This window comes from Bradyrhizobium sp. S3.2.6, from assembly GCF_040546885.1.
Lineage (GTDB): Bacteria > Pseudomonadota > Alphaproteobacteria > Rhizobiales > Xanthobacteraceae > Bradyrhizobium > Bradyrhizobium cytisi.
Map to the genome: position 1 here is coordinate 17,764 of NZ_JBEPOS010000008.1, position 24,212 is coordinate 41,975.

Consider the following 24,212-nt stretch of genomic DNA (forward strand, 5'->3'; position numbering starts at 1 on the left):
GTAATCGGTTGATGGAGTTTCGAGCCTACTTGCTCCGGGCGGTATTCTGAGCCTTCGCCGGTTTCTTCTTGCTGTCTGCGTTCACGAAATGAACACCGGCCATGGTGCCATCGATCCAGACCAGCTCGCAGCGCCGGTACGCGAGCCCGGTCGAGGACAGCAGCATGAAGAACTCCTTGGCTTGCAGCACGTCGAGGGTACCTTCGACCTCGATCTTGGCGCCAGTCTGGGACACGTCGAGCAGCACGCAGCTGCGCCGCCAGGTGCCGTCCGAGCCCATCAGGTTGACGGACTGCTTGTGGTCCATCCGTACGCGAAGCGCCTTGCGACCGTCGAACTTCATCAGCTAACCCCCATTTTCGCGCCGCGATTTCCCGGATCGCCTGTGCTGGCGCTGGCTGCAATTTCCCCCCAGCGCACTGTCCATTGGCTGGTCGACAAAAGAAGCGTTTCGAAAATCAGTTGCGCGCGTTCGCGCTGGGCGAAGGAGAGGCGCGTACCACCTCGATTGCTGAGGATCGCGAGCGTGGTCGTCCAGTTCAGGCGCGAAGCCCGGCAGGCCATCACCAGGCCCTCGCAATCGTCATCGCTCATGACATGCTCGACGATCTCGATCGGAGCCCCCGACAGCACCGACAGGGCGGTGAACAGATTGGCGGTCTCGCCGCGGATGGCGAAGCGGTTCACGGTGGAATCGTTGAGCTTGCCGACGCGGCTGAGCGCCACGATCTCCGGTCTGGCGCTCGCATAGTCGGCGAGGGTGGGCGGCTTTGGCGGAATCGGCGCGGCTGCTTGCGCGGGCGGAGCGGCGGAGGGGTTGGGCTTGGCGGGTGCTGACTTGGCAGGGCGGGCGGAGAGCAGCTTCCGTACGATCAAGTCTGGGGTGCCAGGCCGCAGCACGAGCGCCTTCGCAATCTCGCCGTCCTGGTCGGCCCCACCAAGAGTGGCGTAAGCTGCCTCGGAGAATTTTGTTCCCGGGTTATTTATCAGCACAAGGCAGATCTGCTCGCCTCGCTTGATGAGCGCCTCGGTCACCGCAGGCTCGATGCAGTCGCGCGCCGCGATCGCGCGTTGGTGCCGCTCGCCGCACGAGGCCGCGACTGCCGCAAGATCGGCCGTGGAGAGTGCCTGCGATCTGAGCAGCACAGGACACGCCACGTCGGCGTTGTCATGGGAGGCAAGGCGCCGCAATGTTTCCGGCGGAGCCACCTTCAGGTCGGCAAGCGTCGTGCTGAGCTGAATTAGCGCACTGGCCTCAACCCGTTCCGTTAGTCGCAGCAGAACGCCATCGACCACACCGGACAGCAGTTCCTGAGAGCGGTCGCGGCTGCCGGTGAGCAACTGCACAAGGCCGGAGAGAATGCGAGCGCAGCGGTCCAGCGGGCAGCTTGCGACCGCCTCTTCCAATTCGACCAAAATATCAGCAGGCAAATTTGCCATCATGGCAGGGGCCTGTACTCAAATAAAATTCGACTAAGCAATGCCCTTCATTCCGCACCACAGGCGTTAATTTGAAATTTAGACCCCGCCCCTCCGGGTATCAGCGCACCGCCTGCTTGACTGGAAACGCTATCGAAATTTGGCAGGAGGCGAACACCCTTCTTGTCCTTTGCATTGGACGCTCGCCAACTGATCGAGGGAGGCTCGCATGAGTCTCTCGGTCTCAGGGGAAACCGAAAGGGGGAATTCAGACCGGCGTAGTGCCGGACACGCGTCGTTTCCTGGCGCGGTTTTTCATTTGTCATGAACAACAGTGATGCTGCGCCAGCGCTGGCGCCCAAGATATTTCGTTTTGCAGACGTCGACGAGTTTCGCAACGCGATCCGCGGCCTGAATTTCGAGTTCACGCCGCTTGTGCGAAGGATTGCGGCCGAGCAGACCATTCTGCAATTGCCCGGCTGCGACGTGAATATGACGCGGGCATTTCCGCGCGTCGTGGACGCGCAGCTCGTTGCCGATTGCACGGCGGTGGGCTTCGCGATGGACGACCTCGAAATCCCGATCCGCTTCAATGGCGCGCAGCGCGACCGCGCCGTCATCGTCATCGGCAGCAGCGGCGCGGCCTACAACACGATCGAGGAGGTGCAGCGGCAAATCGCCTCGGTCGTGTTCCACCCCGAGGTGAGGGATCGCGGCTGGCCCGAGACGAACTCCAGCTTCAAGATATTCGAGACCAGTCCATTGGCGCTGCATAGGTTGCGGAAGCTGGTCAGGGAAGTGCTGGCGGCTGCGCCCGAGCCGATCGATGCAGCCGAGGTGCCGCTGAAGGCGGCAGCGATGAAGGAGTCCCTGCTCGGTGCGGTCGATGCCGTATTCGCCGATGTCGTGCCCGCGCGCTGGACCCGGCGTCCGAACGACGAGCGGCAGTTCAAGCTGTTCCAGGACATCCGCGCACTGTTGTCCGACGACCTCTCGCAGCCGATCTACAGCGAGGAGATTGCGCGCAAGCTCGGCCTGTCCGTCCGCACCTTGCACGATGTCGTGCGCCGCTATCGCGGCATGAGCCTGCACCGCTATTTGCGCCTACGCCGCCTGTGGCTGGTGCGGCAGCGGCTGCTTGCCGGCGCCGACAGCGTCAAGGCCGTCGCGCTCGCGTTCGGCTTCTGGCATCTCAGCGATTTCTCGCGCAGCTATCGCGATCAGTTCGGCGAGACGCCGTCGCAGACGCTGGAATTCGGGCGAAAACGATAGTGCGGCAAATCGGTTGGGGCCGTCCCGCCGTTTCGTGCTAGCCTGCCGGCCATGAGCAATCGCATCCTCGTCCTCTACGGTTCCTACCGGTCCGACCGCATGGGCATTCGCCTTGCGAATTTCGTCATCGATCGCCTGCGCAGTCGCGGCGAGGAGGTCGAGTTCATCGACGCCAAGGCGATCGGCCTGCCGATGCTCGACCGCATGTACAAGGAACACCCTGCGGGCACCGCGCCCGAGGCGCTGGAGAAGTTGGCCGGCCAGATCCGCGGCGCCGACGGCTTCGTCTTCGTCACCGGCGAATATAATTGGGGCATTCAACCCGGCCTGAAGAACCTCACCGACCACTTCCTGGAAGAGTGGTTCTGGCGGCCGGCCGCGATCGTGAGCTATTCCGCCGGGCGCCTGTCCGGCGCGCGGGCCTCGACCGCGTGGCACGGCACGCTGTCGGAGATGGGCATGGTGGTGATCTCGAGCACCATCGGCGTCGGGCCGATCGCGCAGACGCTGTCAGCCGAGAGCGAGCCGATCGGCGAGGGCGGCAAGGCGCTGGAACGCTCGTTTCCGCGCTTCGCCGATGATCTCAATTGGTGGATCGAGGCGGCCAAGGCGCAGCGCGCGCGCAAGGCGCCGCCTTATTAGGCGCGCGCCCCTTACGCCGCCCTGACTTCGCCGAGGAAGCGGTCGAACTGGCCGGCGAGATCGCGTGACTGCGTCGAGAGCTGCTCGGCCGCGCCCAGAACCTCCTGAGCGGCCGCACCGGTGTCGTCGGCGGCGCGCTGCACGCCAGATATGTTGGTGTTGACCTCCTGGGTGCCGCGGGCGGCTTCCTGGACGCTGCGGGATATCTCCCGGGTGGCCGAACCCTGTTGCTCGATCGCGGCTGCAATCGCGGTGCCGATCTGGTCGATCTCGGCGATGACGTCGGCGACGTTGCGGATCGCAGTGACGGTCTCGTCGCTGGCGGACTGGATCGCCGTGATCTGCTCGGAGATCTCGGTGGTCGCCTTGGCGGTCTGGCCGGCCAGCGACTTCACTTCGGACGCGACGACGGCAAAGCCGCGGCCGGCGTCGCCGGCGCGGGCGGCCTCGATGGTGGCGTTGAGCGCCAGCAGGTTGGTCTGTTCGGCGATGCTCTGGATCAGCGTGACGACGTCGCCGATCTTCTGCGCGCCCTCGGCGAGCGCACGGGCAGTGTCGCCGGTGCGGCGGGCGTTGTCGACGGCGCGGGCCGCGATCTCGGTCGATTGGGCGACCTGACGGCCGATCTCCGCGATCGACGACGTCAGCTCTTCGGTCGCGCTTGCGACCGTCTGCACGTTGGTCGAGGTCTGCTCGGAGGCGGCGGCCACCACCGCGGCCTGGCTGTTGGTCTGGGCGGCCGTCGAGGTCATCGACTGCGCCGTCGTCTCCATGGTGGAGGAGGCCTGCGACAGGCCGCCGACGAGCTCGGTGACCTTGGCCTCGAAGGCGCGGGTCAGCTCGTCGAGCGCCTGGGCGCGGCGCATCTTGCCGTCGTTCTCGGCTTGCTTCTCGGCTGCGAGCCGGTCGGCCCGGATCATGTTGTCCTTGAACACTTGCACCGCCGCGGCCATCGCCCCGATCTCGTCGGAGCGCTCGGCGCCGGGGATTTGTTCCGCAACATCGCCGTCGGCGAGCCGCGACATCCGGGTCGTCAGGCTGACGATCGGAGCGCAGACGCGGCGGCGGACCATCACGATGAGGCCGCCGCTGGCGACCAGCATCGCGAGGAGGCCGGTGAGCGCGATCGTGAAGCTGGTGCGCGCGGCAGCGGACGCGCCGGAAAGGATCTGCTCGGCATTGTCGTAGAACGCATCGCGGACCTCGATGATGGTGCCGAGGCCGCGCTGCGTGGCGGCGTAATAGGTATCCATGTCGTGTTCGTACTTGCCGCTGATCGCACCGTCCCTCACCAGCTTGAGCTCGCGGCCGAACTCCTCGATATAGACCGAGTTGAACTTCTCCAGCGCAGCGGCGACGTTCGCCGGAGTTGCCGGATTGCCGCGCAACTCCTGCAGCGCCATCACGATCTGGTCGTTGCGGCCCTGTGAGCGGCTGATCTCGGCCTTCTCGGCGTCCGTCGCCGGTTTCTTGCCTCCGACGAGATTCTTGTGCAGGCTGGAATTGAAGCCGCCCACGTCTCGCAGCGTCATCGCGATGTTGGCGTAGCTGGCCTGCCGATAGGCGTCACCGTTGAGAATCGCCATGCGGCGGACCTGCTCGTTGAGCAGCGCGGTGACGCCGGCGTTGAGCACGGCATTGTCGGCGACGATCTTCTTGGCGGCGTCCTTGCGCGCCTCCGCCGGTCCCGCCAACGCCTTGTCGATGGCGTCGCGCAAGCCGGTGAATTTCGAATTGATGCCGTCGATGCTGCCGCCGATGATGTTGCCGTCGTCGAACGGGCCGGGCAGCTCCTTGCGCAGCGCATTCATCCTGTCACGGGCGCCGTCGGTCTGCTTGCGCAGCCTGTCCTGCTCGGCGAGCAGCGCCGGGTCGACAGTGGCAGGACCATAGAGAATGTTGGTGGAAAAGCCGCGCTCGGGGTTGAGATAGCGCGGGATGTCGCTGACGGCGCGGACGATTGCGAGCCGCCCTTGCGCTTCGGTGATCCGCTCCATCGTCTGGTACTTCGTCACGGCGACGTAGACGGCGAGGCCGCCGCCGACGGTCGAGAGCGAGACGATGGCGGTGGTCAGCAGCGTACCGATTTTCATGATCTATCCGGCAATTGGCGCGGGAGAATTAATTGCACGGAAGATAGGCAGGCGATGTTAATCCCGGGTTTACGTTGGTGGCGGCCGGCCGCCGTGGTCACCTAGCTAGCCTTTCGGTCAAGCACAGCGAGGATCTCCAGCGTCGCCGAATCAGGCTCGCCGGCGAAATACCGGGCGAGCGCCCCGTCGAAAACGGCCTCGTCGGAGACCGCGCCGAACAGCGTCATCGACGAGCGGAATTTGGCATCGTCAGGCGCGCCGAGGATCGAGTTGATGGTGCGTCCTTCAAGAGCAAGCACGAGACTGGTGCATTCGATCAGGCGCGGGCCGAGCACGGGGTGGGCGAGGTAGGCATCGGCCTCCGTCCGCGAGCCAATGGCGTAACGCTGAGACATGGCGCTAAAGCCGAGGCCGGCGATCTGGGGGAAGACGAACCACATCCAGTGAGATTGCTTCCGGCCGCAGGCCAGCTCCGCCAGAACGTCGCGAAAAACAGGGTCCTGGGCCCTGAGGAAGCGCTCTAGATCGAAAGGATCGGTCATTGGATACCCTCAGGAGGGCTTGCCGGCCGCGATTATGCCTAACTTTTGGCTCCCAATGTGGTAGCTGGTAGAGAGTCTCCGGGTGGGGGTTGGGTCCCCCGGAGGTGTCGACTTGGGGATCTGATGGTTTCCGACCGCGCAAGCGCCGAGGGGCTTTTGCCGCGCCGCCGAATTGGGCGAGCCGAGACAATATTGCTGTCTATGGCTGCCATCGCGCTGGCGCTGGGCGCCGCCGCTTGGGTCGCGGATATCGGCGATTCCACCCCGCTGGTCACCGCCGCGCTGCCGCCGGCCAATTCTCCCTCGTTCGACGACCGTTTCGCCTCGTTGTCCGGCAGCCCGCCCGCCCGTGACCTCGGCCTGCGGGCGATGGAGCGCTCCGCCCTGAGTGCAGTCCAGCTCAAGCTTCGCGATGCCAAGGCGATGCTCGCCCAAAAGCTCCAGGGCGATGACTGGCGCTCGACCTTGACCGATGACGACCGGACCGCGGTTGACGAGAGGCGGCCCGCGGAACGTGCCGACGCCGTGCCGGTGCCGCGCTCGCGGCCGGTCCAGGCGGACTTCAGCGCCCAGATCGCGTCCAGCCAGGCTTATGCCGACACCACGCCCAGGGCCGACAACCGCAATTTCTTCGAAAAGTTCACCGACAAGATCAAGCTGGCCTCGCTGACGCCCGACAGCGGCCTGTTCGGCAAGGCGCCGGATTTGGCCGCGCTCGGCTACGATTCGCGGACGGCGGTCTATGACATCAAAGCCAAGGCGCTGTATCTGCCGAACGGCGCCACGATCGAGGCCCATTCGGGCATGGGCGCGCTGATGGACGACCCCGATCATGTCGACCAGCGCATGGTCGGTGCCACCCCGCCTGCGACTTACGACCTCAAGCCGCGCGAAAAGCTGTTCCACGGCGTTCGCGCGCTGCGCATGACGCCGGCGGATGGCACCAGCGCACTCGGCCGTGTCGGCCTGCTCACCCACACCTACATGCTCGGGCCGCGCGGCGATTCCAACGGTTGCGTCTCGATCAAGGACTATGATCGCTTCCTCAAGGCCTACGACAATGGCGAGTTCAACCGCCTGGTCGTGGTGCCGAGCCTGAGCAGCCCGGCAACTGTCGCGCAACGCGCCAGCACCGATTCCTGATATTCGTCGGACGGCGGGGCTGCCGTTTTCCCTTCATTAAGCCGTTGTCGTCCAGAACCAGCCGATGAGTGATCCAGCAAGCTCCGAGACCCCGCTGCGCACGACGTTCAAGATCAAGCTGAACGGTGACACGCTGGCGATTGCGACCGTCGGCCAGGCCTATCAATTCCTCACCAACTTCAAATCGGTCGAGTGGATGGAATTCCGCTCGCTGCATGAGGATGCCGTCCACGCGCTGGAGGGTGCCGCCGACAATGCCATGCTCGTGGTGCAGGCGACGAACGCGATACGCGCGTTGTTCGTGAGCGCGAAGCTGCTCTGAAGCAAACGTTGTTCTCTTCGAGCTCGCTCACTCTCCTCTCGTGCCCCGGACGCAGCGCAGCGTCTCTTCGACAGTGCGCTGCCGAGCCGGGGCCCATGCTGCATAGGAATTCGTCGCCCCTGGGTCCCGGCTCTGCGCGGCAACGCCATAAGCGCGTTTACGCGCGTCTTCGACGCGCTATGGGGCGTTGCAGCGCGTCCGGGACACGAGACTGAGCCGCTACGCTCAGTGCCTGTCGTTGCCGTGGCCGTCGTCATCGTCGTGGAAGTCGTGGTCGCCGCCTCGGCTGAAGCCGGGGTCGACGCACGCAAAGCTCGCGGCATCGCTGGTCAGGCCGCTGCCCTTGTACGCGGGAATGCTGGGATAGACGCAGAGCGGCCGCGTGCCTCCGGTCGGGAAGTTCTGGGCAATGCGCGGATCGAACACGCCGCCGGCCGGGTAGGGCGAGGTGGTGTTGGTATTGGCCGCGACGATGCGTTCCGGCGCGACGCCGTGTTCGACCCAGTCCGTGATCGCCTTGAGCTCGTTCGTGGCGAAGCTCGTGGTCGCTGCGCCGCCGCCGCAATGGGCCATGTTGGGCACCATGAACAGCCGCGCGAAATCGGTGGCGTGATTGTCCATGCGCTGGTTCATCTTGCGGTACCAGCGGGCGATTGCGGCGCCCGAGAAGATGCCGTCATTGGCCGAGGACGAGATGATCAGCATGCCGCCGCGCGCCCTGAACGGACGCAAATCGGTTGCGACCGCCGCCATGAAATCCATCGCGCTTTCCGGATAGGCCGCGGTCTTCGTGAAGATCTTCGGCGCGTCGGTGTCGAAGTTGAATTTGAACACGAAGGCTTCCTGGCCGGTCGGTCCGTTGACGGGCGTGACGACGGGCGGCGTCTGGAAGATCATCGGGATTGCGCCGGCGCCGAGCGTCAGGTTGATCGCGGTGTTGACACCCGGTACCGGCGCGGTGACGACGTTCCAGAATTGCCAGCCTGCGCCCGGCGCGGTCGGCGGCGTCCAGATGCCGGCATCCCAGAACCAGTTCGAATAGAGTCGCTCGCCCTTTGAATTGACCGGTCCGGCGTATATCTTCTTGAGCGCATCGACCTGGGCGCTGGTGAGGCAGGTGCCGCCATGCGGCGTGCTGCCGTGCGAGCCGGTGCCGCAAGTGTAGCTCGCGAGTGCCGGATACACCTTCCTGGCCGTGCAGGCGTGGTAATTGTCGACGATGCCGTCGACGAGGCCATCGAGCGCGTCGCAGGCGCTCAGGATCGCAGCCGAGGCCACCTGAAGGTCCTGCTGTGGGAACGTGTCGGGAATATACGGTTGGCCGTTGATGTCCTTGCTGGTCGAAAGCGTGCTGAGCACCTGCTCGTTCCAGGCCTCCGCGAGGCCCGCCTGCGGCAGGTTGAAGCCGGGGTTTTGCGAGATCACGCCGTCGAACAGCCAGGGCGATCGTTGCGAGGCGACCATCGCGTCGCGGCCGCCGTTCGAGCAGCCCATGATGTAGGAATAGACGGTGTCGAGGCCGTAGAAATAGGAGATGATCTGCTTGGTCGTCGTCGCGGTCTTCTCGATGCCGTTATAGCCGTAGTCGCGGCGTGCCTGCGCATCGATCGCGAAATGCGCGGAGCCGCCGGCATTGGCGTCGTCGTCCTGATAGCCGCCGAGGACATTGGTCGCGCTGTCCTCGTGGCCGCCGTCATCGGCCGCCACCGCCCAGCCCTGGCCGAGCTCGACGCCGGCAGCACCTTGCGGATCGCTTTGCAGGCTGCCGTCGGTGCCGCCGCCGCCCATCATCTCGAAGCGGCCATGCCAGGTGTTGGGCAGGTTGAGCGCGAAGCCGATGCCGTAGGTGAAGTGATCGGGATCCTGCGTGGAAACGCGCTTGTTGATGATGCCGATCACGTTGCAATAGCCCGACTTCTGCGTCGCGCTCAGGATCTGCGTGTTCGGCAGAGTGAGCCCGGTGAGGGCGGTGCAGGACGAGCGCGGGGCCACGCCGCCCGGCGGCAGCCCGTGTGCGGCCGCTTGCGGCCCGAGAGAGGCCCATGTGGCGACGATCGTCGAGGCGAGGAAAAATCGTTTCATGTCATGCCCTCCCAGTTTCAACGTTGATGATTGAACGAAAGCACCCGACGCGCCGCGAGCTGACGAGGCGTCGCGTGGTCAGAGACGTTTTCTGAATTGCTGTCGGGAGACATGCGCATGCGCCGGCAATGAGCCATGACGCAGTTGCGGTTGCGCGCAAAACCATTCTTCCGCGATGCGCTGTGGCACGCGGATCGTCGCCCACCCCTGATGACGGCACGGACGTTCGCTCCCCTTGAACCTGCTCGCGAAACGGCAGGCTTTCACGATCCTTAGGCGAGCCATGTTGCCGTGTCAACATGACGCATTGCGCGATATTGCCGTGCAACCTGTCATAGAAGGTGTAGGGCGCGAGCGTGGGATCGCGCTCGGCTTCTCGATCCGGCTGCGTTGCGTTAGACTCGCTGTCCGAATCCCTGAGGATACCGCCGGATGCGCCTATGCCGGCTTTGCGAAAGATGCGCGGCGATGCAGCCAGGCAAGGCACGGGTCGGCAAACGGATCGCGCGACCGCGGCGGGCGGCACGCGTGACAAAACCATCGCGACCGGCACCGCGCGTGGTACCCGGCACCAAGACGGCTAAGGTGAAACCGCTTGCGCTCGGGGACCTTTCGCAGCTGCTGGGCTACAGCATTCGCCGGGCGCAGCTCTGGATCTTCAAGGAATTCAGCCGGCAGTTGGCGGCGTTCGAGATCAGTCCCGCCCAATTTTCCGTGCTCTGCGTGATCGACGCCAATCCCGGCGTCAACCAGCTCGCGGTCGCGCAGCTTCTGTCGATCGAGCGGGCCGGGCTCGGAAGGCTGGTGGATCATCTGGAGGCTCGTGGCCTGGTGCGGCGCACGGCGTCGGCGATCAACCGTCGCTATTACGTGCTCTATTTGACCGAGGCCGGAACGGCGCTGCTGGGCCGGCTGAGGCCGGCGGCCGCCGAAAGCGACAAGGCACTCGCAGCCAAGATCGGACCGCGCGCCTACAAGGAATTGCAGCGGGCGCTATCGGTCTTTGTCGGCGATGCCTGAGCGATCCGCGGCGCCGACAACTATCTGCTCAGGAAGATGCGCAAGGGCTGAGGACGCCGTCATTCCGGGGCGCGACGAAGTCGCGAACCCGGAATCCATTTCACCGCGTGTCTTGCCGCCCGATGGATTCCGGGCTCGCGACTTCGTCGCGCCCCGGAATGACGGCCGAGGGGCTACCGAATATCACGCCGCGCCCAATCCCAGCTTCGCATAGATACGCCTCGCATACGCGCCGAACGCATCCGTGGTCTTGAGCGTCAGGTCGCGCGGGAAGGGCAGGTCGATCGGAAAGTAGTCGGCCATCTTCGCCGGGCCCGCGGTCAGCACGGCGCAGTGCGAGGACAGGAACACGGCTTCCTGGATCGAGTGCGTGACGAAGATGATGGTCTTGCCGCTCTCCCGCCAGATCCGCAGCATCTCCAGATTCATCTGCTCACGTGTCAGCGCATCCAGCGCGCCGAACGGCTCGTCCATCAGGATCAGCTTTGGATCGTGGATGAAGGCGCGCGCGATCGCGGTGCGCTGCTGCATGCCGCCGGACAGCTCTCGCGGATATTTTTGCTCATAGCCGGCAAGCCCGACCAGCTTGAGCAGGTCGCGTGCCCGCTCGCGCGCAGCCTTCATCGGCAGGCCGACGATCTCGGCCGGCAGCAGCACGTTGTCCAGGATGGTGCGCCATTTCAGGAGCAACGCTTGCTGGAACACCATGCCGATGTCGCGGGTCGGGTCGAACAGACTTTTGGCGTTGCCGATTGTCACTGTGCCGCCGTCGGCGCCATGCAGGCCCGCAAGAATCTTCATCACCGTGGTCTTGCCGCAGCCCGACGGGCCGACCAGCGACACCAGCTCACCTTCCTGCACGTCCATAGTGACGTCGGACACCGCGAGAAACTCCGTGCCGCCGCTGCGATAGACCTTTCGGACGCCTTGCAGGCTGATGAAGGGTTTTGAGCTCATGCCAGCCATTTATCCACATTGGCTGCGACGAAGGCATCGTCACTGAGGTCGGCGTGCTCGCGCGTGACGCGGTCGATCTCGTCCTTCTGGCCCGGGCTCAGGCCCTCGTTCGGATCGAGGCACCACAGGCCCTGCATCAGGCCCTGGCGCCGCAGCACCTCGTGGCAGCCGGCGATGCAGCCGTGAAAATTGTTGGCGACGTCGAAGAAGGCGCTGTTGCAGTCGGTGACGCGGGCATCGAGCGCGAGCAGATCAGCCGGCACGCTGTCCTTGTGCCGCGCCGCCTTGCAGCGTTCGAACTGTTGGATGGCGCTCGCCGTCCACACCGACCAGTGGCCGAGCAGGCCGCCCCTAAAATAAGTGCGCGTGGTGACGCCCCTGTCGCGCAAATCGAACGGCAGCATCAGGTCGAGCAGGATGTGATCGTCGTTGCCGGTGTAGAGCGCGACGCGGTCGAGCGCGCCGGCGGCTGCGACGCCGCGCAGCACGTCGAGCGTCCGGTAGCGGTTGAACGGCGCGATCTTGATCGCGATCACATTGTCGATCGAGGCAAAGCGCTGCCAGAACCGGCTCGACAGGATGACGCCGCCGACCGCCGGCTGAAGGTAGAACCCGACCAGCGGAATCTCGGCCGCGACGGCGGTGCAGTGCGCGATGATCTCGTCCTCGGAAGCGCTCTTCATCGCGGCGAGGCTGAGCAGGCCGGCGTGATAGCCGATGTCGCGCGCGGTGCGCGCCTCGGCAGTTGCCTGCTTCGTCGGACCTGCGAGCCCCGCGACCATCGCCAGCGGACGCTTGGTCCAGCTCGCTGCGGTCTCGGCGGCAAGCTCCAGCACGGGGCGGTAGAGGCCGACGTCGCGGATCGCGAACTGCGTCGTGTGCACGCCGACCGCAAGGCCGCCGGAGCCGGCGTCGATGTAGTAGCGCGTCAGCGCGCGCTGATGCTGTTTGTCGAGCTGGCGCTCGGCGGTGAGCGCGAGCGGATGCGCCGGCAGCACGGTGCCCTCGGCAATCAGCTTGCGGATCTCGCTGTTGATCTGGCTGTGGTGCATGATGTCCTATCCGAATTCGGGGCCGGCGACGGCGAATGGCATTTCCTCGGCCATGGCGGTGGCGGGGCCGAGCCGCATGCGCTGGAACGGCCGCTCGATGGTCCAGCCCGAGGCCGTCAATCCTTCGAGGAACGCGGCCTGCGGGGCGACGGCGTCGAGCAGGAGAGGGCCGGTCTCGGAGCGTACGATCGTTTGCACCAGGGCCAGCGCTGCCGCGGCATTGTCGGCGAATAGCGGGCCGATGTGGCGGGCGGTCCGCCCGTCGCGAACCAGCGCGATGGCTCCGTTCGCGGAGACGATACGCGAGCCGGAGCGCTGTGCGAAGGCGGACAGCAGGGCGGTGCGATCGAACCCGGTGGCTCGCCGGTCGCGCGCGCGAAGCGCATCGATGCTCGCGGATGAAGGTGGTGGCGCTTCGGCCCGCGTCTGCTTCGCGAGCTTCAACCGCCGCAATTGCAGCGTCGGCGTGAAGCCGAGCGGCCCGTACACCGCGACCCCGTCCGGCGTGGCGTCAAGCCAGCTGGTCAAGCCGTTCTTGCGCGCGGTTTCCAGACAGGCATCGACGAGGCGCGTGGCGAGGCCGCGCCGGCGGTGGCTGGCCGTCACCAGCACCATGCTGATCCAGGCGTTGTTGCCGGAGTAGGGCAGCAGCGCCGCCGTTGCGACCAGCAGCACGCCGGTGCGGATGCCGAACACAACGCCGTCGCGGAGGAAAATGCGCCAGTCCTCCTCGGTCTGGTTCCAGTGGGCTTCCGTCGAGAGCACGAGCCCGGCCATGGCATCATCCAGGCCGAGCTTGAGGACGGGAGGCCCGTCAGTAGCGGCCATCGCGCACCTCGTATTTGGTCGGCTTGCCGAGGCTCGGCATCGCGCGGGAGACCCAGTCGGCGGTCCAGGCGATCAACTGCTCGGTGTCGACGACGGGCAGGCCGAACAGCTCGACGGCTTTCGACGTGTCGGTCAGCCACGCCGTCGGCTCTTCCGTGCCTGTCAGCACCGGCGCGCGGCCGAAGCGGGCGCCGAATTTTTGCGCGAGGTCGCGCACCGCCAGAATCTCGTGGCCGCTGATATTGATCGGCGAGGTCGGCGCCGTGCAATGCGCCAGGCAGCGCAGCGCCTGCGCCGACGCATCGCCCTGCCAGATGAAATTGACGTGACCGAGGCTGACGTCGATCGGCGTGCCGCTGAGCACCTTGATCGCAATGTCGTGCAGCACGCCGTAGCGCATGTCGATCGCGTAATTGAGCCGGAACAGGCGGCCCGGCGTTGAAAATCTGTGCGAAAAATACTCGAACATGCGCTCGCGGCCGACGCAGGACTGGGCGTATTCGCCAGGCGGGTTCGGCGCCATGTCCTCGGTCGAGCCCTTGCCGTCGACGGGCACGAAGGGATAGACGCAGCCGGTCGAGAACGCCACGATGCGCGACGACGGGAAGGCCTGTGCCACCAGCGCCGGCACATGCGCATTCATCGCCCAGGTCAGCGACAGATCGCCCTCGGCGCCGAACTTGCGGCCGGCCATGAACACGATATTCGGCGCCTTCGGCAGCGCCTTGATCGCGGCTTCATCAAGCAGGTCGCAATTGATCGTCTCGACGCCGCGCGCGTGCAGCCAGTCCTTGACATCAGGATCGCTGAAGCGGGCGACGCCGATGACGCGGCGTTCGGGGGCGGCGGCTTTGGCAAGCCCCGCCAGCGTCGGCCCCATCTTGCCGGCGACGCCGAGGATCATGATGTCGCCCTCGACCTTCTTGAGGTCGTCGATCAGCGCCTGGGTCGGACGGCAGAGGAGATCGTCGAGGGCTGCGATATCAGGAATGGTCTTCGGCAGCGTCTGGCGGGTGAGCAGCATGAATTTCGTCCTTGGTCTTCAGGTCTGCCTGGCATCGCCGACGACGAACATGCGTTCGAGGGCGAGCACCAGGCCGTAGAGTGTGACGCCGAGCAGGGTCAGCAGCACGACGGCCATCACCATCGCAGGCGTGTCGAGCGACGACTGCACCTGGATCATGAGGTAGCCGAGCCCGCGCTCGGAGGCGATGAACTCGCCGACGATGGCGCCAGCGACCGCAAGGATGGCGCCTACCTTCATGCCTGAGAACACGTAAGGCAGCGATCCCGGCAGCTGGATCTTGCGGAACAGCGTCCAGCGCGAGCCGCGCAGCGATTTGACGAGATCGAGCAAATCCGGCTCGACCTCCCGCAGGCCGCGCGCGGTCGTGAGCAGGATCGGGAAGAAGCAGATGCTGAAGGCGATCAGGATGTTCGGCAGGATGCCGTAGGAGAACCAGACGATGAAGAGCGGCCCGAGCGCGACCTTCGGGATCATGTTCAGCGTCACGAACAGCGGCAGCAGCACGAGGCTCACGAGCGGCGCCCAGCTGAAGATCACCGCGAGTGCGACGCCGACGAAGGCGCCGAGCGCGAACCCGCCGAGGATCTCGACCGCGGTCACCAGCGTGTTGGCGCCCCAGGCATAGCTCGCGGTTCCCAGCGTCTGCACCGTCGCAAGCGGCGAGGGGAGGATGAATTTCGGCACGTGGAAGGCATCGACCAGGACCTGCCAGAGCACGAGCACGGCCAGATGCACGATCAGGATGATCGCAAAGTTGCGCGCCGGACTGCTGGCTCCGTCACCTGCCACCGTCTGCTCCCTGTTGCCTGGGCCTCACTGCCGCAACGCCGAGCCTAACCGGCCTTGGTGCAAGTTTCAACCAGTTGGTTGATTACGGCCGGAGCGACTGCAGCACCAGATCGGCGACATGCCGGCGCCGGGCGCGGCGGGCGGTGCGGCTCGACAGGTCCTTGCCGAAGATCGCCGACAGGGTCGGCGTGTTGGAGAAGAAGAAATAGCTGAGGCCCGCGATGGAGATGTAGAGCTGGAGCGGGTCGATCCCCTTGCGGAACATCCCGGCGCGCACGCCTTCGTGGAGGATGTGGGAGACGCTCTTCACCAGCGGCGAATGCATCGCCTCCAGCCGTGTCGAGCCGCGGACGTGGCGGGCGCCGCCGCGGTTCTCGTCGTTCAAGAGCACGATAAAATCGGGGTTTTCCGCGAGATGATCGAACGAGGCCTCGGTCAGCCGGCGGATCGCCTTGTCCGGTGGCAGACCCTCGAGATTGAGCTTGCGCTCCTGCTCGCGGATGTCCTCATAGACCCATTCGAGCACGGCGAGGTAGAGCGCGTCCTTGTCGCCGAAGTAGTGGTAGACCAGCTGCTTGTTGACCCCGGCGCGCTCCGCGATCTCGTCGACGCGGGCGCCCGCAAAACCGTGCCGGGCGAACTCCAGCCGCGCCGCGGTGAGCAGTTTCTTGCGGGTGGCGACGGGGTCGCGGCGCTGCGGCACGGTGTCGCCGGATCGTTTTGCGGGCATTTCCAACCGAACAGTTGACAAGTTGAGGACGGGCTTGTTGCATTGGTAGCCTCACATCGGGAGAGCGACAAGCCGGGTCGCGGCAATGGGGAGACAGGCGATGAAGCGTTTGCAGGCGGCGATTGTGGCTCTGACGCTGGGTTTGCCGGCAATGCCGGCGAGCGCAAGCGAGGCGGTCAATCTGATCCTGAACTGGACGCCGACGGCCGACCATTCGCCGTTCTATTATGCCAAGGCGCAGGGCTGGTACGAGAAGGCCGGCATCGACTTGACCATCGAGGTCGGCAAGGGCTCCGGCGTGTCCGCCGCCAAGGTTGGCTCCGGCGGCTCGCCGTTTGGCATCGCCGATCTCGCCACCATGCTGGTCGCCAAGAGCAAGGGCGCCGACGACGTCGCGCTGATGAGCATCTACGCCAATACCGGCCAGACGTTCTATTGGCTGAAGAGCTACGGCGTGAACGGCGCGAAGGATTTTGCCGGCCACAAGATCGGCAATCCGCCGGGCGACGCCTCGCGCGTGATGTGGCCGGCCTTTGCCAAGGCCGCCGGTCTCGCGCCCGACTCCGTCAGCTTCGTCAATATCGGGCCGACCGCGAAGATCGCGGCGCTGAAGAGCCACACCGTCGATATCATCAGCGACTTCTACAACGAGCACGACCTGAAGGTGATCGAGTTCGGACAGGACCTCGGCTACGTCAACTGGAAGGATATCGGCCTCAACCCTTACGGCAACTCGCTGATCGTCAACGGTGCCTATCTCCAGAAGAATCCGAAGCTGGTCGAGGAGTTCGTGCGCATCTCGCAGAAGGCCTTTGCGGCCTGCGTCGCCGACGTCACGCCGTGCCTGAAAGCGCTGCTCGACCAGGTCTCCGGTCTCGACAAGGAGAACCAGGAGCGCCAGTGGGAGCGCATCAAGTACCTGATGACCGACGAGTTCACGACCACCAAGGGTCTCGGCTGGATCGACGGCGAGCGGATGAAGAAGGACTATGAGCTGGTCCAGACGTATCTGGGCATGGAGAAGCCGTTCGACGTGACGACGGCGTTTTCGACGAAGATGCTGGATTCCGCGATCAAGATGGATGCGAGCAAGGTGAAGAAGTAGGGGGGCTAGGCTCTCTCCTCGTCATTGCGAGCGAAGCGAAGCAATCCAGAGTCTCTCAGCGGCGGCAGTCTGGATTGCTTCGCTTCGCTCGCAATGACGGCGTTGGGGCAGTTGTGCCACACATCGTCTAAATGCTGTTCGGCGAGAGCGCCCGCCCAGCCCATCCCGCCCACGTAACCGCACGGAGAAATTAACTAGCCATTAACCATATCGGCGGCATCGTTAACTATTCAATAAGGGAACGAGTCGGTCGCTATGGAGGCTGTAGCAAAAGTCCAACGCCAAATGGTGCGCCTGCGCGGGCGCTCCTATGTGGCCTTCGTGTTCGTGCCGACGGTTCCGATCCAGGACTGGCTGCTGGAGATCGACACCACCATCGCGCGCTCGCCGGGCTTCTTCGCCGGCCGGCCCGTGGTGATCGACCTGTCCTCGGTCGATCTCAGCCAGTCCGGCATTGGTCATCTCCTCACCAGCTTGCAGGACCGCAATATCCGCGTGCTCGGCATCGAGGGCGTGGAGGAGGCGCGGCTGACGCCGTCGATGCCGCCGCTGCTTTCGGGCGGGCGCAGTTGCGTGATCGAGCCGAGCGCGCCCAAGAAGCCCGAGGCAAAGGTCGAGACCAAGCCGACCTCGCTGCTGCTCGATAGCCCCGTGCGCTCCGGCCAGACCGTGATCTTCCCCGAAGGCGACGTCACCATTCTGGGCTCGGTCGGCTCCGGCGCCGAGGTCGTCGCCGGCGGTTCCATCCACATCTACGGCGCGCTCCGTGGCCGCGCCATGGCGGGCGTGAACGGCCACACCAGCGCGCGCATCTATTGCCAGAAGATCGAGGCTGAACTGCTTGCGATTGATGGATTTTATCAGACTGCGGACGACATCGACGCCGCGTTGCGCGGCAAGCCGGCGCAGGCCTGGCTGCAGGGGAATACCATGCGAATTACAGCACTGAACTGACCAGCAAAGGAGACATTTCAGATGAGTAAGGTACTGGTCGTGACATCAGGCAAGGGCGGGGTCGGCAAGACCACGACGACCGCCGCGCTGGGCGCCGCACTGGCGCAACGCGGCGACAAGGTCGTCGTCGTCGATTTCGACGTCGGCTTGCGCAACCTCGACCTCGTGATGGGCGCCGAGCGCCGCGTGGTGTTCGACCTCATCAACGTGGTGCAGGGTGTGGCGAAACTCCCGCAGGCGCTGATCAAGGACAAGCGGCTTGAGAACCTCTGGCTGCTGCCGGCCTCGCAAACCCGCGACAAGGACGCGCTGACCGAGGAAGGCGTCGGCAAGGTCATCGACGACCTGCGCAGCCGCTTCGACTGGGTGATCTGCGACAGCCCGGCCGGCATCGAGCGCGGCGCCTCGATGGCGATGCGCTTTGCAGACGAAGCCGTGATCGTCACCAATCCGGAAGTCTCCTCGGTGCGCGATTCCGACCGCATCATCGGCATGCTCGATTCCAAGACGGTGCGGGCCGAGAAGGGCGAGCGGGTCGAGAAGCACATTCTCATCACCCGCTACGATCCCTCGCGCGCCGCACGCGGTGAGATGCTGACCATCGACGACATTCTGGAAATCCTCGCAACGCCCTTGCTCGGCATCATTCCGGAGAGCCAGGACGTGCTGAAGGCCTCCAATGTCGGCACGCCGGTGACGCTATCGAACGCCGAAGGCGCGCCTGCGCGGGCCTATATCGACGCGGCGCGGCGGCTGTGCGGCGACACTGTGCCGATGCAGGTGCCGACCGAGCGCAAAGGCTTTATGGATCGTCTGCTGCGACGGAGGGCTGCATGAGCATGGGTCTGCTCCGGCTTCTCCGTGGCAACAAGGCGTCCGCACCCGTCGCTCGCGAACGGTTGCAGATCCTGCTTGCCCATGAACGCGGCCAGCGCGGCCAGCCCGATCTGCTCGGCGTGCTGCGCGAGGAAATTCTCGCCGTCGTCTCCAGGCACGTCACGCTGGATCCGACCAAGGTGATCGTGCGGCTCGAACGCGGCGACGAGGTCTCGACCCTCGAGGTCGATATCGAAGTGCCCAACGATTTCGAGCGCAAGCGCGTGGCGGTCGCGTAGGGGACGCGACTGAAACTGAGTGGATGATCTGGGGTGGGTGAGAAGGCGGTCCGCCGGGCATGGCGGACCGCCTTTGTTTTTGCGGGCCGCGTGAGCGGAACGCGACACGCGGCTCGGTCGTTGTCAGCACTCCGGGGGGCGCGCGGGAGCGATGCACCGGGGCTACGTCAAACGGGAGAGCGCTCATGATGTCCGAGGTCCAGGTCCACACCGTCGCGCGGCAGATGCTGGAACGGCATGGCTTTGCTGCGATCGCGAAGGCCGCGGAGCAGGCGCAGGCTTGCGAGGGCCGCGGCGAAGCCGACGAGGCCAGGGAATGGCGTCATATCGCCGACGCCATGAAGATCATGCGCGGTCCTGCCCACAGCTGATCCGCGATCAAGCAGGTTAAAGCCTGCCGGTTCCCGCTCGGGAGCCTAGTGTTCGCCCTGGTCGGCGCCTTGCGTCATCGGCTTATGTTGCGTCTGCGGCTGCGCGCGCTCGCCGGTCTCCTTGCAGGGGAGCTGCTCCCAAGAGCCGTCCGCCGCCTGCTGATAGGCGCTGCAGGACGATGACGATGAGATCGCCTTGTCCTCACCCTTCTGGGCATCGGAATTCTTCGCGACGGCCGGGGCGGTCAGCACGGCGCCGGTCGCGAGAGCACCGGCGAAAACGAGATGGGCAATTCGCATGGGGGTCTCCTGTTCGAAGAAGCCGCATGCTGGCGAGGATTGTGACGATTATTGGCCGCGACGGCGGTTCCGTCGCGGCGTGCTTAACGGCGAGGGAGTGCCTAGCCGCCCTTGCTGCGGATCAGGCCGGCAAGGCTCGTCTTCTGCTTTTCGCACCAATTGCTCATGCCCAGCCGGCGCTGGTCGAGATCGGTCGCTTGCGTCGCCACCGCGACCTCGGCCATGACGTCGTCGGCCTGCTTCTCGCCCATCTTGCCGCCGGTATGCATGAAGGCGATCGCCTTGCGCACCTGCTCGGTGGTGCCGTCGGGCAGCTGCATCTGCTGCGCTTTCTGCACCAGATCCTGATAGACGACGTCGGTACCCGGACACTGGACCTTGGCGGCAAAGGCCTGCAGGACCAGTGTCACGTAGGTCGAGCGCGGATGCTCGTCAGCCGCTTGGGCTGGAGCCGCGATCAGCAACAGGCCTGCTATCAGGAAAGGGGCGCGCATCCTAGGGTCCTCCGCGTTTTTTTGGGAGGCTAGCGTCCGGCGCGCCGCAGCGCAATGGTCGCCGGCGGATTGCCGCTGACGAACTGGTTCGAAGCGCCGGTGCTGGACACTCTTTTTCGACGCGTTTTCTTTACGCGAACCGGCACGTTCACTTCGCTCAAAAACGCTACGGCCGGGCTAGCGGCGCCAGGCCGGCACGGGATCGAGCGGCGTGCGATAGACCTCGTTGTGATCGCGATCGGTGACGCGCACCGCGCAACCCTTGCGCTGCAGCTCAGGCTTCACCTGCGACAGCTCGCTGGCCAATTGAACGGCGCGATCGGAGGCGACCTCGATGTCCTCGAGGATGATTCCGCCCTGGTTCTTGAACTCTTCACCAACCACGAGATCGAAGGAGTAGTACGGCATCCGAATTTCCCCGGTGTGACGACCCAAATCCTCAGACGAAGCCTTCAACGGAAGTCTTCAAAACGAGAGCGATCATACCACTGAGTCGATATCTATCCGATGAACGGAGCGCGCAATCTCTGTGCTTATGGCGCAGAAATGATGTGCAACATCCGAGTGCTTTAAGATTTTATTAAATATGTCGGCCTGATCATAAGGCATCGAATTGCAGCAGAACCGGGCTCCGGGAACCGGCAGCTGCAAGAGAAGGCCGGCGGCATAAATCCCGACGGCCTTTTCTCATCGCGCCGAGCTGCGTATCACCGTAGTTGCACGGACTCACATCGTCACATCGAGTCTGACAGCTTGCGTTGTCGTTCGATGCAGGCCTAGTGCACCGGCATCGGTGGACGCACGACAGGTCCGTCATCATCGGCAACGGCTTGCGTCGTCGCGACCGGTGGTGCCACCGGCGGCGGGACGGCGGCAGCTTGCGACGGCGGAGGTGCGAGCGGCGGCGAATAAGCCGGCATGTAGGTATGCGACACGACCGGCTTCGGCTTGCGGACAGGCGGCGGCATCGACCCCGGAGCGCGCGGTGGCAGCGCAGACACGCGCGCGCGTGGATCGAGCGGCGGTTTCGCTTCGGCGATCGGCTTTGGCGCTGATGGCTTCGCCATCTCGCGCACCATCTGCTCCTGACCGGCCTTCAACTCGGCGATGTTCGCCTTGAGCTGCTCGATCTGCTGCGCCATCGCGGCGATGTCGCGCGTCATTGACTCCACTGTTTGCGACTCCACTGCTTGCGTGGCATCGGCTTGTGTCGCGGCGGGCGCGGCAGCGGCCGTGACAATCGGTGCTGCGGGCGTTGCCGCAGTCTGGTCGGCGGCCTGATCCTGTGCGACGGGCGGGACTGCCTGCGCGGCTGCGACCGGCGCTGTCTGCGGCGTCGGAGGCAGTAGCGACGTCGAAGACAACAGCGACGCCAGAGCCGGTGTCCATTCCGCGAGCATCTGCGTCGCGGTGTCGCCGTGCTTCTCCCAGGCGATCGTGGCAGCGGCGCTGCCACCTGCAAACAGGAACGTGACGAACGCGCCGCGCAACCACTTACCAGCAGTCGATCGCTTCGGCCGGCTGCGACCATCGCTGGCCGTCACGCGCACGGCGGTGTCGACCGAGGGCGCTGCCGCTTGCGGCTTCGAGACGGGAATGAATTTCGGCTCCGGATTAATCTTCGGACTAATCTTGGGTTCCGGCACGAACTTCGGCTCAGGACGGGCCGTGAACGCGGGTGCAAGCGTGGCCGCCTCGCTGCTCACGCGCGAACCCCGCACCATTTCGGGTGAAATCTGGACGGCGTCGTGCGGATCGTTGTTGCTGACTGTGTCCTTCACGATCTCATCGACAATCTGCCGGCTGTTCAACGTCGCGAGCATCGCAGCTCCTCTGAAGATTGGTCGTCCGCATTGGCGCGAGCCGATCTGTTGCATGAGCTCACCCCAAATCTAATCAGGTTGGCCCGATGTGGCACGAGTCCAGCCGGGTTTGACCAAAGCAAGGCGAGGCGATGGAGACATCGCGACGGTCTTCCGCCGTTTGTGGTGACGGAACCCGGGCAGCCGAACACGGCCACGTGTTCCGTGCTGCCATGTTTTCAGCACGATTTGGGCAGCATCTACGGGGGCTGGGGGCGCTGCTATCCGCTATCGGGGGCCGGCGGTGCCAAAATCTCTACTCGCTTTGTTCGTGCTTGCCTTGCTGCCGCTCGGCGGCTGCATGCAGACGACGCTCTCGCCATCGACGGATGCGAGCATGACGGTGCGCGACCGCCAGTTGCTGGCGCACACGCCTTACGCCCAGGCGAATGTGCCTGAGCAATATCTCCGCCACATCGTCGATTATCCGCGCAAGGAGCAGCCGGGCACGATCCTGGTCGATACCGATGCGCGCTACCTTTACTACGTGCTGCCCGACGGCAAGGCGATCCGCTACGGCGTCGCGGTCGGCGAAGAGGCGATGGCGTTCTCGGGCGTCGCGCGTGTCGGTCGTCTGGCGGAATGGCCGGACTGGGTGCCGACGCCAGAGATCCAGGCGCGGTTGGGGCCGTATCCGGCGCGCGTGGCCGGTGGTCCCGCCAATCCGCTGGGCGCGCGGGGCATCTATCTCTATGTCGGCAACAAGGACACGCTCTACCGCATTCACGGCACCAACCAGCCGGAATATATCGGGCAAGCGATCTCCTCGGGCTGCATCCGGATGCGCAACGAGGACGTGATCGATCTGTTCGACCGGGTGAAGCTCAACGCGACCGTCGTGGTGCTGCCACCCGGGCAGAACGCGCGGGTCGAGGCAGGGCCGAGCTGGCGCGGGTGAGGCGGCCGATCTGACCTGTCGCTTCCGCCGCGGGCGGCGACGGACGCGCGCCGTTCCGGCCCTAATCCTCTGGCCGAGCGACGCGCCATTGCAACGTTGTGGCTATGCCATTGGCTTCGCCCGGCGCCTTGTCGGCCACTGACGTGTAGAGGGGACGGTAGCGGAAGGCCCACATCTTGCTGCCGTCGTTGCGGGTAATCGGCGTGAAATCGCCGGTCGCTTGGGCATTCGCGGGCGCAGCAAGCGGAATCCAGGCCTCAGCGCATTTGCCGTCACAGCTCGACGTCTTGCCGCTGGTGTCACGCTCATAGAAGTAGAGCGTCATGCCCTTGAGATCGACGAGCTTGGGGCCCTGCTTGGTCAGAACGTAGCGCGCGGGGACGGGCACCGCCTCGGCCTTCGGCGCAGCAGGGGCTTCGCCGCCGCCGCCATGCCCATTCGCGAGCGCATGACCGGTAGACAGGGCGATGACCGCGGCGGCAATGACGAACCTGAACATCCGAAGCTCCAAACCGGCAAAGTTAATCGCGCGTTAAGCGCAGAATTGGAGACGACGGTAGCAACTGAAGGTTAGTTCCACGTTTCGCAGCACTGCGACAAATGCGGGCAAAACTACGGGGTTATGGCTTTTTGTCTGTCGCGTTTTCTTGACGCGAACCGGTACCCGCTTCGCGCGAAAGCGCTTTAGGCCTCGCGCAGGGGAGCGCGGCTGAGCTCGTTGCCGGCGGCGATGGCCTTGCGCAAGAGCCGCATCAAATCCTCGCCTTCCTTCGCGCTGAGACCGCGCAGCATTTTCTGCTGCGCGGATTCGACCGCGGGCGTGATCCTGCGCAGCGTGCGGCGGCCCTCGTCGGTGATCTCGAGCTCGCGGGCGCGGCGGTCGCGGCTACTGGCGCGACGCTCAGCGAGGCCTTTCTGCACGAGGCGATCGACCACGCCGGTGATGGTGGTACGGTCATAGGCGATCAGTCCTGCGAGCGTGACCTGATCGAGCCCCGGATTGGCCTTGATGGTCGCAAGGGCCGCGTACTGCACCGGGGTGAGATCGAACCCGGCTTCGCCGACCTCTGCCAGAAACACGGCGACCGCGATCTGCTGGAACCGCCGCGCCAGATGGCCGGGCATATCGTTGTTGTCTTTCACCGAATTCTCCGCGAGCCGGGACGACGGCCATTATTGACAAGTATACTGATAG

General features: G+C 65.0%; 28 protein-coding genes. 11 read left to right on the forward strand and 17 right to left on the reverse strand.

Features of this window, described 5'->3' with window-relative positions; genetic code table 11:
* Nucleotides 1-25: 25 nt before the first annotated feature.
* Nucleotides 26-343 carry a PilZ domain-containing protein gene (locus tag ABID58_RS16550; RefSeq protein WP_354033408.1) on the reverse strand — a complete coding sequence of 106 codons (318 nt, stop codon included), beginning with the start codon at nucleotides 341-343 and terminating at the stop codon, nucleotides 26-28.
* The gene (locus ABID58_RS16555; protein ID WP_354033409.1) at nucleotides 343-1,443 is read right to left on the reverse strand and encodes a DUF2336 domain-containing protein; all 1,101 of its coding nucleotides are present in this window, start codon (nucleotides 1,441-1,443) and stop codon (nucleotides 343-345) included. The genes ABID58_RS16550 and ABID58_RS16555 overlap by 1 nt, the downstream gene beginning before the upstream one ends.
* Before the next feature lie 300 nt (nucleotides 1,444-1,743).
* Here ABID58_RS16555 and ABID58_RS16560 point away from each other — a divergent pair, with 300 nt between their 5' ends.
* Nucleotides 1,744-2,691, forward strand: a complete 948-nt coding sequence (locus ABID58_RS16560) for an AraC family transcriptional regulator (protein WP_148753034.1) — start codon at nucleotides 1,744-1,746, stop codon at nucleotides 2,689-2,691.
* Nucleotides 2,692-2,742: 51 nt separating this feature from the next.
* Nucleotides 2,743-3,333: an NADPH-dependent FMN reductase gene (locus ABID58_RS16565; protein WP_148753035.1), complete on the forward strand. Its 591-nt coding sequence runs from the start codon at nucleotides 2,743-2,745 to the stop codon at nucleotides 3,331-3,333.
* An 11-nt stretch (nucleotides 3,334-3,344) separates the two neighbouring features.
* Here ABID58_RS16565 and ABID58_RS16570 read toward each other — a convergent pair whose 3' ends face one another.
* Together ABID58_RS16570 and ABID58_RS16575 are read right to left on the reverse strand one after the other, a co-directional pair.
* Nucleotides 3,345-5,426, reverse strand: a complete 2,082-nt coding sequence (locus tag ABID58_RS16570) for a methyl-accepting chemotaxis protein (protein WP_354033410.1) — start codon at nucleotides 5,424-5,426, stop codon at nucleotides 3,345-3,347.
* A 101-nt stretch (nucleotides 5,427-5,527) separates the two neighbouring features.
* On the reverse strand, nucleotides 5,528-5,968 hold the full coding sequence (locus ABID58_RS16575; RefSeq protein ID WP_354033411.1) for a DUF1810 domain-containing protein: 441 nt from the start codon (nucleotides 5,966-5,968) through the stop codon (nucleotides 5,528-5,530).
* A 201-nt stretch (nucleotides 5,969-6,169) separates the two neighbouring features.
* Here ABID58_RS16575 and ABID58_RS16580 point away from each other — a divergent pair, with 201 nt between their 5' ends.
* The gene (locus tag ABID58_RS16580) at nucleotides 6,170-7,111 is read left to right on the forward strand and encodes a DUF2778 domain-containing protein (RefSeq protein ID WP_430640182.1); all 942 of its coding nucleotides are present in this window, start codon (nucleotides 6,170-6,172) and stop codon (nucleotides 7,109-7,111) included.
* 64 nt (nucleotides 7,112-7,175) lie between these two features.
* A complete protein-coding gene (locus ABID58_RS16585) occupies nucleotides 7,176-7,433 on the forward strand; it encodes a hypothetical protein (RefSeq protein ID WP_148753038.1) in 258 nt (85 codons plus the stop codon).
* 225 nt (nucleotides 7,434-7,658) lie between these two features.
* Here the strand turns inward: ABID58_RS16585 and ABID58_RS16590 are convergent, their stop codons facing one another.
* A complete protein-coding gene (locus ABID58_RS16590) occupies nucleotides 7,659-9,515 on the reverse strand; it encodes a tannase/feruloyl esterase family alpha/beta hydrolase (RefSeq protein WP_354033412.1) in 1,857 nt (618 codons plus the stop codon).
* Between the two features lie 528 nt (nucleotides 9,516-10,043).
* Between ABID58_RS16590 and ABID58_RS16595 the strand changes: the two genes are divergently transcribed.
* On the forward strand, nucleotides 10,044-10,535 hold the full coding sequence (locus ABID58_RS16595) for a MarR family winged helix-turn-helix transcriptional regulator (protein ID WP_354033413.1): 492 nt from the start codon (nucleotides 10,044-10,046) through the stop codon (nucleotides 10,533-10,535).
* Nucleotides 10,536-10,718: 183 nt separating this feature from the next.
* On the opposite strand, the gene ABID58_RS16600 is transcribed toward ABID58_RS16595, so the two are convergent.
* From ABID58_RS16600 to ABID58_RS16625, 6 genes are all read right to left on the reverse strand, one after another.
* Nucleotides 10,719-11,501: an ABC transporter ATP-binding protein gene (locus ABID58_RS16600; RefSeq protein WP_354033414.1), complete on the reverse strand. Its 783-nt coding sequence runs from the start codon at nucleotides 11,499-11,501 to the stop codon at nucleotides 10,719-10,721.
* Nucleotides 11,489-12,544, reverse strand: a complete 1,056-nt coding sequence (locus ABID58_RS16605) for a dihydrodipicolinate synthase family protein (protein ID WP_354033415.1) — start codon at nucleotides 12,542-12,544, stop codon at nucleotides 11,489-11,491. The genes ABID58_RS16600 and ABID58_RS16605 overlap by 13 nt, the downstream gene beginning before the upstream one ends.
* Nucleotides 12,545-12,550: 6 nt before the next feature.
* On the reverse strand, nucleotides 12,551-13,372 hold the full coding sequence (locus tag ABID58_RS16610) for a GNAT family N-acetyltransferase (protein WP_354033416.1): 822 nt from the start codon (nucleotides 13,370-13,372) through the stop codon (nucleotides 12,551-12,553).
* Nucleotides 13,359-14,396 (reverse strand): NAD-dependent epimerase/dehydratase family protein, encoded by a 1,038-nt coding sequence (locus tag ABID58_RS16615; protein WP_148755931.1) that lies wholly within the window; start codon nucleotides 14,394-14,396, stop codon nucleotides 13,359-13,361. Before ABID58_RS16615 ends, ABID58_RS16610 begins: the two co-directional genes overlap by 14 nt.
* A gap of 18 nt (nucleotides 14,397-14,414) precedes the next feature.
* Nucleotides 14,415-15,188 (reverse strand): ABC transporter permease, encoded by a 774-nt coding sequence (locus tag ABID58_RS16620; RefSeq protein ID WP_148755932.1) that lies wholly within the window; start codon nucleotides 15,186-15,188, stop codon nucleotides 14,415-14,417.
* 82 nt (nucleotides 15,189-15,270) lie between these two features.
* Nucleotides 15,271-15,918, reverse strand: coding sequence for a TetR/AcrR family transcriptional regulator (locus tag ABID58_RS16625; protein WP_148755933.1), 648 nt, complete (start codon nucleotides 15,916-15,918; stop codon nucleotides 15,271-15,273).
* A 100-nt stretch (nucleotides 15,919-16,018) separates the two neighbouring features.
* On the opposite strand from ABID58_RS16625, the gene ABID58_RS16630 reads away from it, so the two are divergent.
* From ABID58_RS16630 to ABID58_RS16650, 5 genes are all read left to right on the forward strand, one after another.
* The gene (locus ABID58_RS16630; protein WP_354033417.1) at nucleotides 16,019-17,023 is read left to right on the forward strand and encodes an ABC transporter substrate-binding protein; all 1,005 of its coding nucleotides are present in this window, start codon (nucleotides 16,019-16,021) and stop codon (nucleotides 17,021-17,023) included.
* A gap of 255 nt (nucleotides 17,024-17,278) precedes the next feature.
* On the forward strand, nucleotides 17,279-17,977 hold the full coding sequence (gene minC / locus ABID58_RS16635; protein ID WP_148755935.1) for a septum site-determining protein MinC: 699 nt from the start codon (nucleotides 17,279-17,281) through the stop codon (nucleotides 17,975-17,977).
* A gap of 21 nt (nucleotides 17,978-17,998) precedes the next feature.
* Nucleotides 17,999-18,814 (forward strand): septum site-determining protein MinD, encoded by an 816-nt coding sequence (gene minD, locus ABID58_RS16640; protein ID WP_148755936.1) that lies wholly within the window; start codon nucleotides 17,999-18,001, stop codon nucleotides 18,812-18,814.
* Entirely contained in the window at nucleotides 18,811-19,092 is a 282-nt protein-coding gene (gene minE, locus ABID58_RS16645) for a cell division topological specificity factor MinE (protein WP_148755937.1), read from the forward strand. Before minD ends, minE begins: the two co-directional genes overlap by 4 nt.
* A 185-nt stretch (nucleotides 19,093-19,277) precedes the next feature.
* Complete coding sequence (locus ABID58_RS16650; protein WP_148755938.1) at nucleotides 19,278-19,463, forward strand: hypothetical protein; 186 nt, start codon at nucleotides 19,278-19,280, stop codon at nucleotides 19,461-19,463.
* Between the two features lie 45 nt (nucleotides 19,464-19,508).
* On the opposite strand, the gene ABID58_RS16655 is transcribed toward ABID58_RS16650, so the two are convergent.
* From ABID58_RS16655 to ABID58_RS16670, 4 genes are all read right to left on the reverse strand, one after another.
* On the reverse strand, nucleotides 19,509-19,763 hold the full coding sequence (locus ABID58_RS16655; RefSeq protein ID WP_354033418.1) for a hypothetical protein: 255 nt from the start codon (nucleotides 19,761-19,763) through the stop codon (nucleotides 19,509-19,511).
* A 101-nt stretch (nucleotides 19,764-19,864) separates the two neighbouring features.
* The gene (locus ABID58_RS16660; RefSeq protein ID WP_354033419.1) at nucleotides 19,865-20,257 is read right to left on the reverse strand and encodes a hypothetical protein; all 393 of its coding nucleotides are present in this window, start codon (nucleotides 20,255-20,257) and stop codon (nucleotides 19,865-19,867) included.
* Between the two features lie 177 nt (nucleotides 20,258-20,434).
* Complete coding sequence (locus tag ABID58_RS16665) at nucleotides 20,435-20,665, reverse strand: DUF6894 family protein (protein ID WP_280706853.1); 231 nt, start codon at nucleotides 20,663-20,665, stop codon at nucleotides 20,435-20,437.
* Between the two features lie 368 nt (nucleotides 20,666-21,033).
* Complete coding sequence (locus ABID58_RS16670; protein WP_354033420.1) at nucleotides 21,034-22,080, reverse strand: hypothetical protein; 1,047 nt, start codon at nucleotides 22,078-22,080, stop codon at nucleotides 21,034-21,036.
* A 340-nt stretch (nucleotides 22,081-22,420) separates the two neighbouring features.
* On the opposite strand from ABID58_RS16670, the gene ABID58_RS16675 reads away from it, so the two are divergent.
* Nucleotides 22,421-23,017 carry a L,D-transpeptidase gene (locus tag ABID58_RS16675; RefSeq protein ID WP_502916414.1) on the forward strand — a complete coding sequence of 199 codons (597 nt, stop codon included), beginning with the start codon at nucleotides 22,421-22,423 and terminating at the stop codon, nucleotides 23,015-23,017.
* A gap of 61 nt (nucleotides 23,018-23,078) precedes the next feature.
* On the opposite strand, the gene ABID58_RS16680 is transcribed toward ABID58_RS16675, so the two are convergent.
* Together ABID58_RS16680 and ABID58_RS16685 are read right to left on the reverse strand one after the other, a co-directional pair.
* Complete coding sequence (locus ABID58_RS16680; protein ID WP_354033422.1) at nucleotides 23,079-23,516, reverse strand: COG4315 family predicted lipoprotein; 438 nt, start codon at nucleotides 23,514-23,516, stop codon at nucleotides 23,079-23,081.
* A 185-nt stretch (nucleotides 23,517-23,701) separates the two neighbouring features.
* Nucleotides 23,702-24,160, reverse strand: a complete 459-nt coding sequence (locus ABID58_RS16685; RefSeq protein WP_354033423.1) for a MarR family winged helix-turn-helix transcriptional regulator — start codon at nucleotides 24,158-24,160, stop codon at nucleotides 23,702-23,704.
* Nucleotides 24,161-24,212: the final 52 nt, after the last annotated feature.

What these genes read in the sequence shown, in the direction of transcription:
- ABID58_RS16550 (WP_354033408.1), bottom strand. Translation starts at nt 343, where the DNA reads ATGAAGTTCGACGGTCGCAAGGCGCTTCGCGTACGGATGGACCACAAG.
- ABID58_RS16555 (WP_354033409.1), bottom strand. Translation starts at nt 1,443, where the DNA reads ATGATGGCAAATTTGCCTGCTGATATTTTGGTCGAATTGGAAGAGGCG.
- ABID58_RS16560 (WP_148753034.1), top strand. Translation starts at nt 1,744, where the DNA reads ATGAACAACAGTGATGCTGCGCCAGCGCTGGCGCCCAAGATATTTCGT.
- ABID58_RS16565 (WP_148753035.1), top strand. Translation starts at nt 2,743, where the DNA reads ATGAGCAATCGCATCCTCGTCCTCTACGGTTCCTACCGGTCCGACCGC.
- ABID58_RS16570 (WP_354033410.1), bottom strand. Translation starts at nt 5,426, where the DNA reads ATGAAAATCGGTACGCTGCTGACCACCGCCATCGTCTCGCTCTCGACC.
- ABID58_RS16575 (WP_354033411.1), bottom strand. Translation starts at nt 5,968, where the DNA reads ATGACCGATCCTTTCGATCTAGAGCGCTTCCTCAGGGCCCAGGACCCT.
- ABID58_RS16580 (WP_430640182.1), top strand. Translation starts at nt 6,170, where the DNA reads ATGGCTGCCATCGCGCTGGCGCTGGGCGCCGCCGCTTGGGTCGCGGAT.
- ABID58_RS16585 (WP_148753038.1), top strand. Translation starts at nt 7,176, where the DNA reads ATGAGTGATCCAGCAAGCTCCGAGACCCCGCTGCGCACGACGTTCAAG.
- ABID58_RS16590 (WP_354033412.1), bottom strand. Translation starts at nt 9,515, where the DNA reads ATGAAACGATTTTTCCTCGCCTCGACGATCGTCGCCACATGGGCCTCT.
- ABID58_RS16600 (WP_354033414.1), bottom strand. Translation starts at nt 11,501, where the DNA reads ATGGCTGGCATGAGCTCAAAACCCTTCATCAGCCTGCAAGGCGTCCGA.
- ABID58_RS16605 (WP_354033415.1), bottom strand. Translation starts at nt 12,544, where the DNA reads ATGCACCACAGCCAGATCAACAGCGAGATCCGCAAGCTGATTGCCGAG.
- ABID58_RS16610 (WP_354033416.1), bottom strand. Translation starts at nt 13,372, where the DNA reads ATGGCCGCTACTGACGGGCCTCCCGTCCTCAAGCTCGGCCTGGATGAT.
- ABID58_RS16615 (WP_148755931.1), bottom strand. Translation starts at nt 14,396, where the DNA reads ATGCTGCTCACCCGCCAGACGCTGCCGAAGACCATTCCTGATATCGCA.
- ABID58_RS16625 (WP_148755933.1), bottom strand. Translation starts at nt 15,918, where the DNA reads ATGCCCGCAAAACGATCCGGCGACACCGTGCCGCAGCGCCGCGACCCC.
- ABID58_RS16630 (WP_354033417.1), top strand. Translation starts at nt 16,019, where the DNA reads ATGAAGCGTTTGCAGGCGGCGATTGTGGCTCTGACGCTGGGTTTGCCG.
- minC (WP_148755935.1), top strand. Translation starts at nt 17,279, where the DNA reads ATGGAGGCTGTAGCAAAAGTCCAACGCCAAATGGTGCGCCTGCGCGGG.
- minD (WP_148755936.1), top strand. Translation starts at nt 17,999, where the DNA reads ATGAGTAAGGTACTGGTCGTGACATCAGGCAAGGGCGGGGTCGGCAAG.
- minE (WP_148755937.1), top strand. Translation starts at nt 18,811, where the DNA reads ATGAGCATGGGTCTGCTCCGGCTTCTCCGTGGCAACAAGGCGTCCGCA.
- ABID58_RS16650 (WP_148755938.1), top strand. Translation starts at nt 19,278, where the DNA reads ATGATGTCCGAGGTCCAGGTCCACACCGTCGCGCGGCAGATGCTGGAA.
- ABID58_RS16655 (WP_354033418.1), bottom strand. Translation starts at nt 19,763, where the DNA reads ATGCGAATTGCCCATCTCGTTTTCGCCGGTGCTCTCGCGACCGGCGCC.
- ABID58_RS16660 (WP_354033419.1), bottom strand. Translation starts at nt 20,257, where the DNA reads ATGCGCGCCCCTTTCCTGATAGCAGGCCTGTTGCTGATCGCGGCTCCA.
- ABID58_RS16665 (WP_280706853.1), bottom strand. Translation starts at nt 20,665, where the DNA reads ATGCCGTACTACTCCTTCGATCTCGTGGTTGGTGAAGAGTTCAAGAAC.
- ABID58_RS16670 (WP_354033420.1), bottom strand. Translation starts at nt 22,080, where the DNA reads ATGCTCGCGACGTTGAACAGCCGGCAGATTGTCGATGAGATCGTGAAG.
- ABID58_RS16675 (WP_502916414.1), top strand. Translation starts at nt 22,421, where the DNA reads ATGCAGACGACGCTCTCGCCATCGACGGATGCGAGCATGACGGTGCGC.
- ABID58_RS16680 (WP_354033422.1), bottom strand. Translation starts at nt 23,516, where the DNA reads ATGTTCAGGTTCGTCATTGCCGCCGCGGTCATCGCCCTGTCTACCGGT.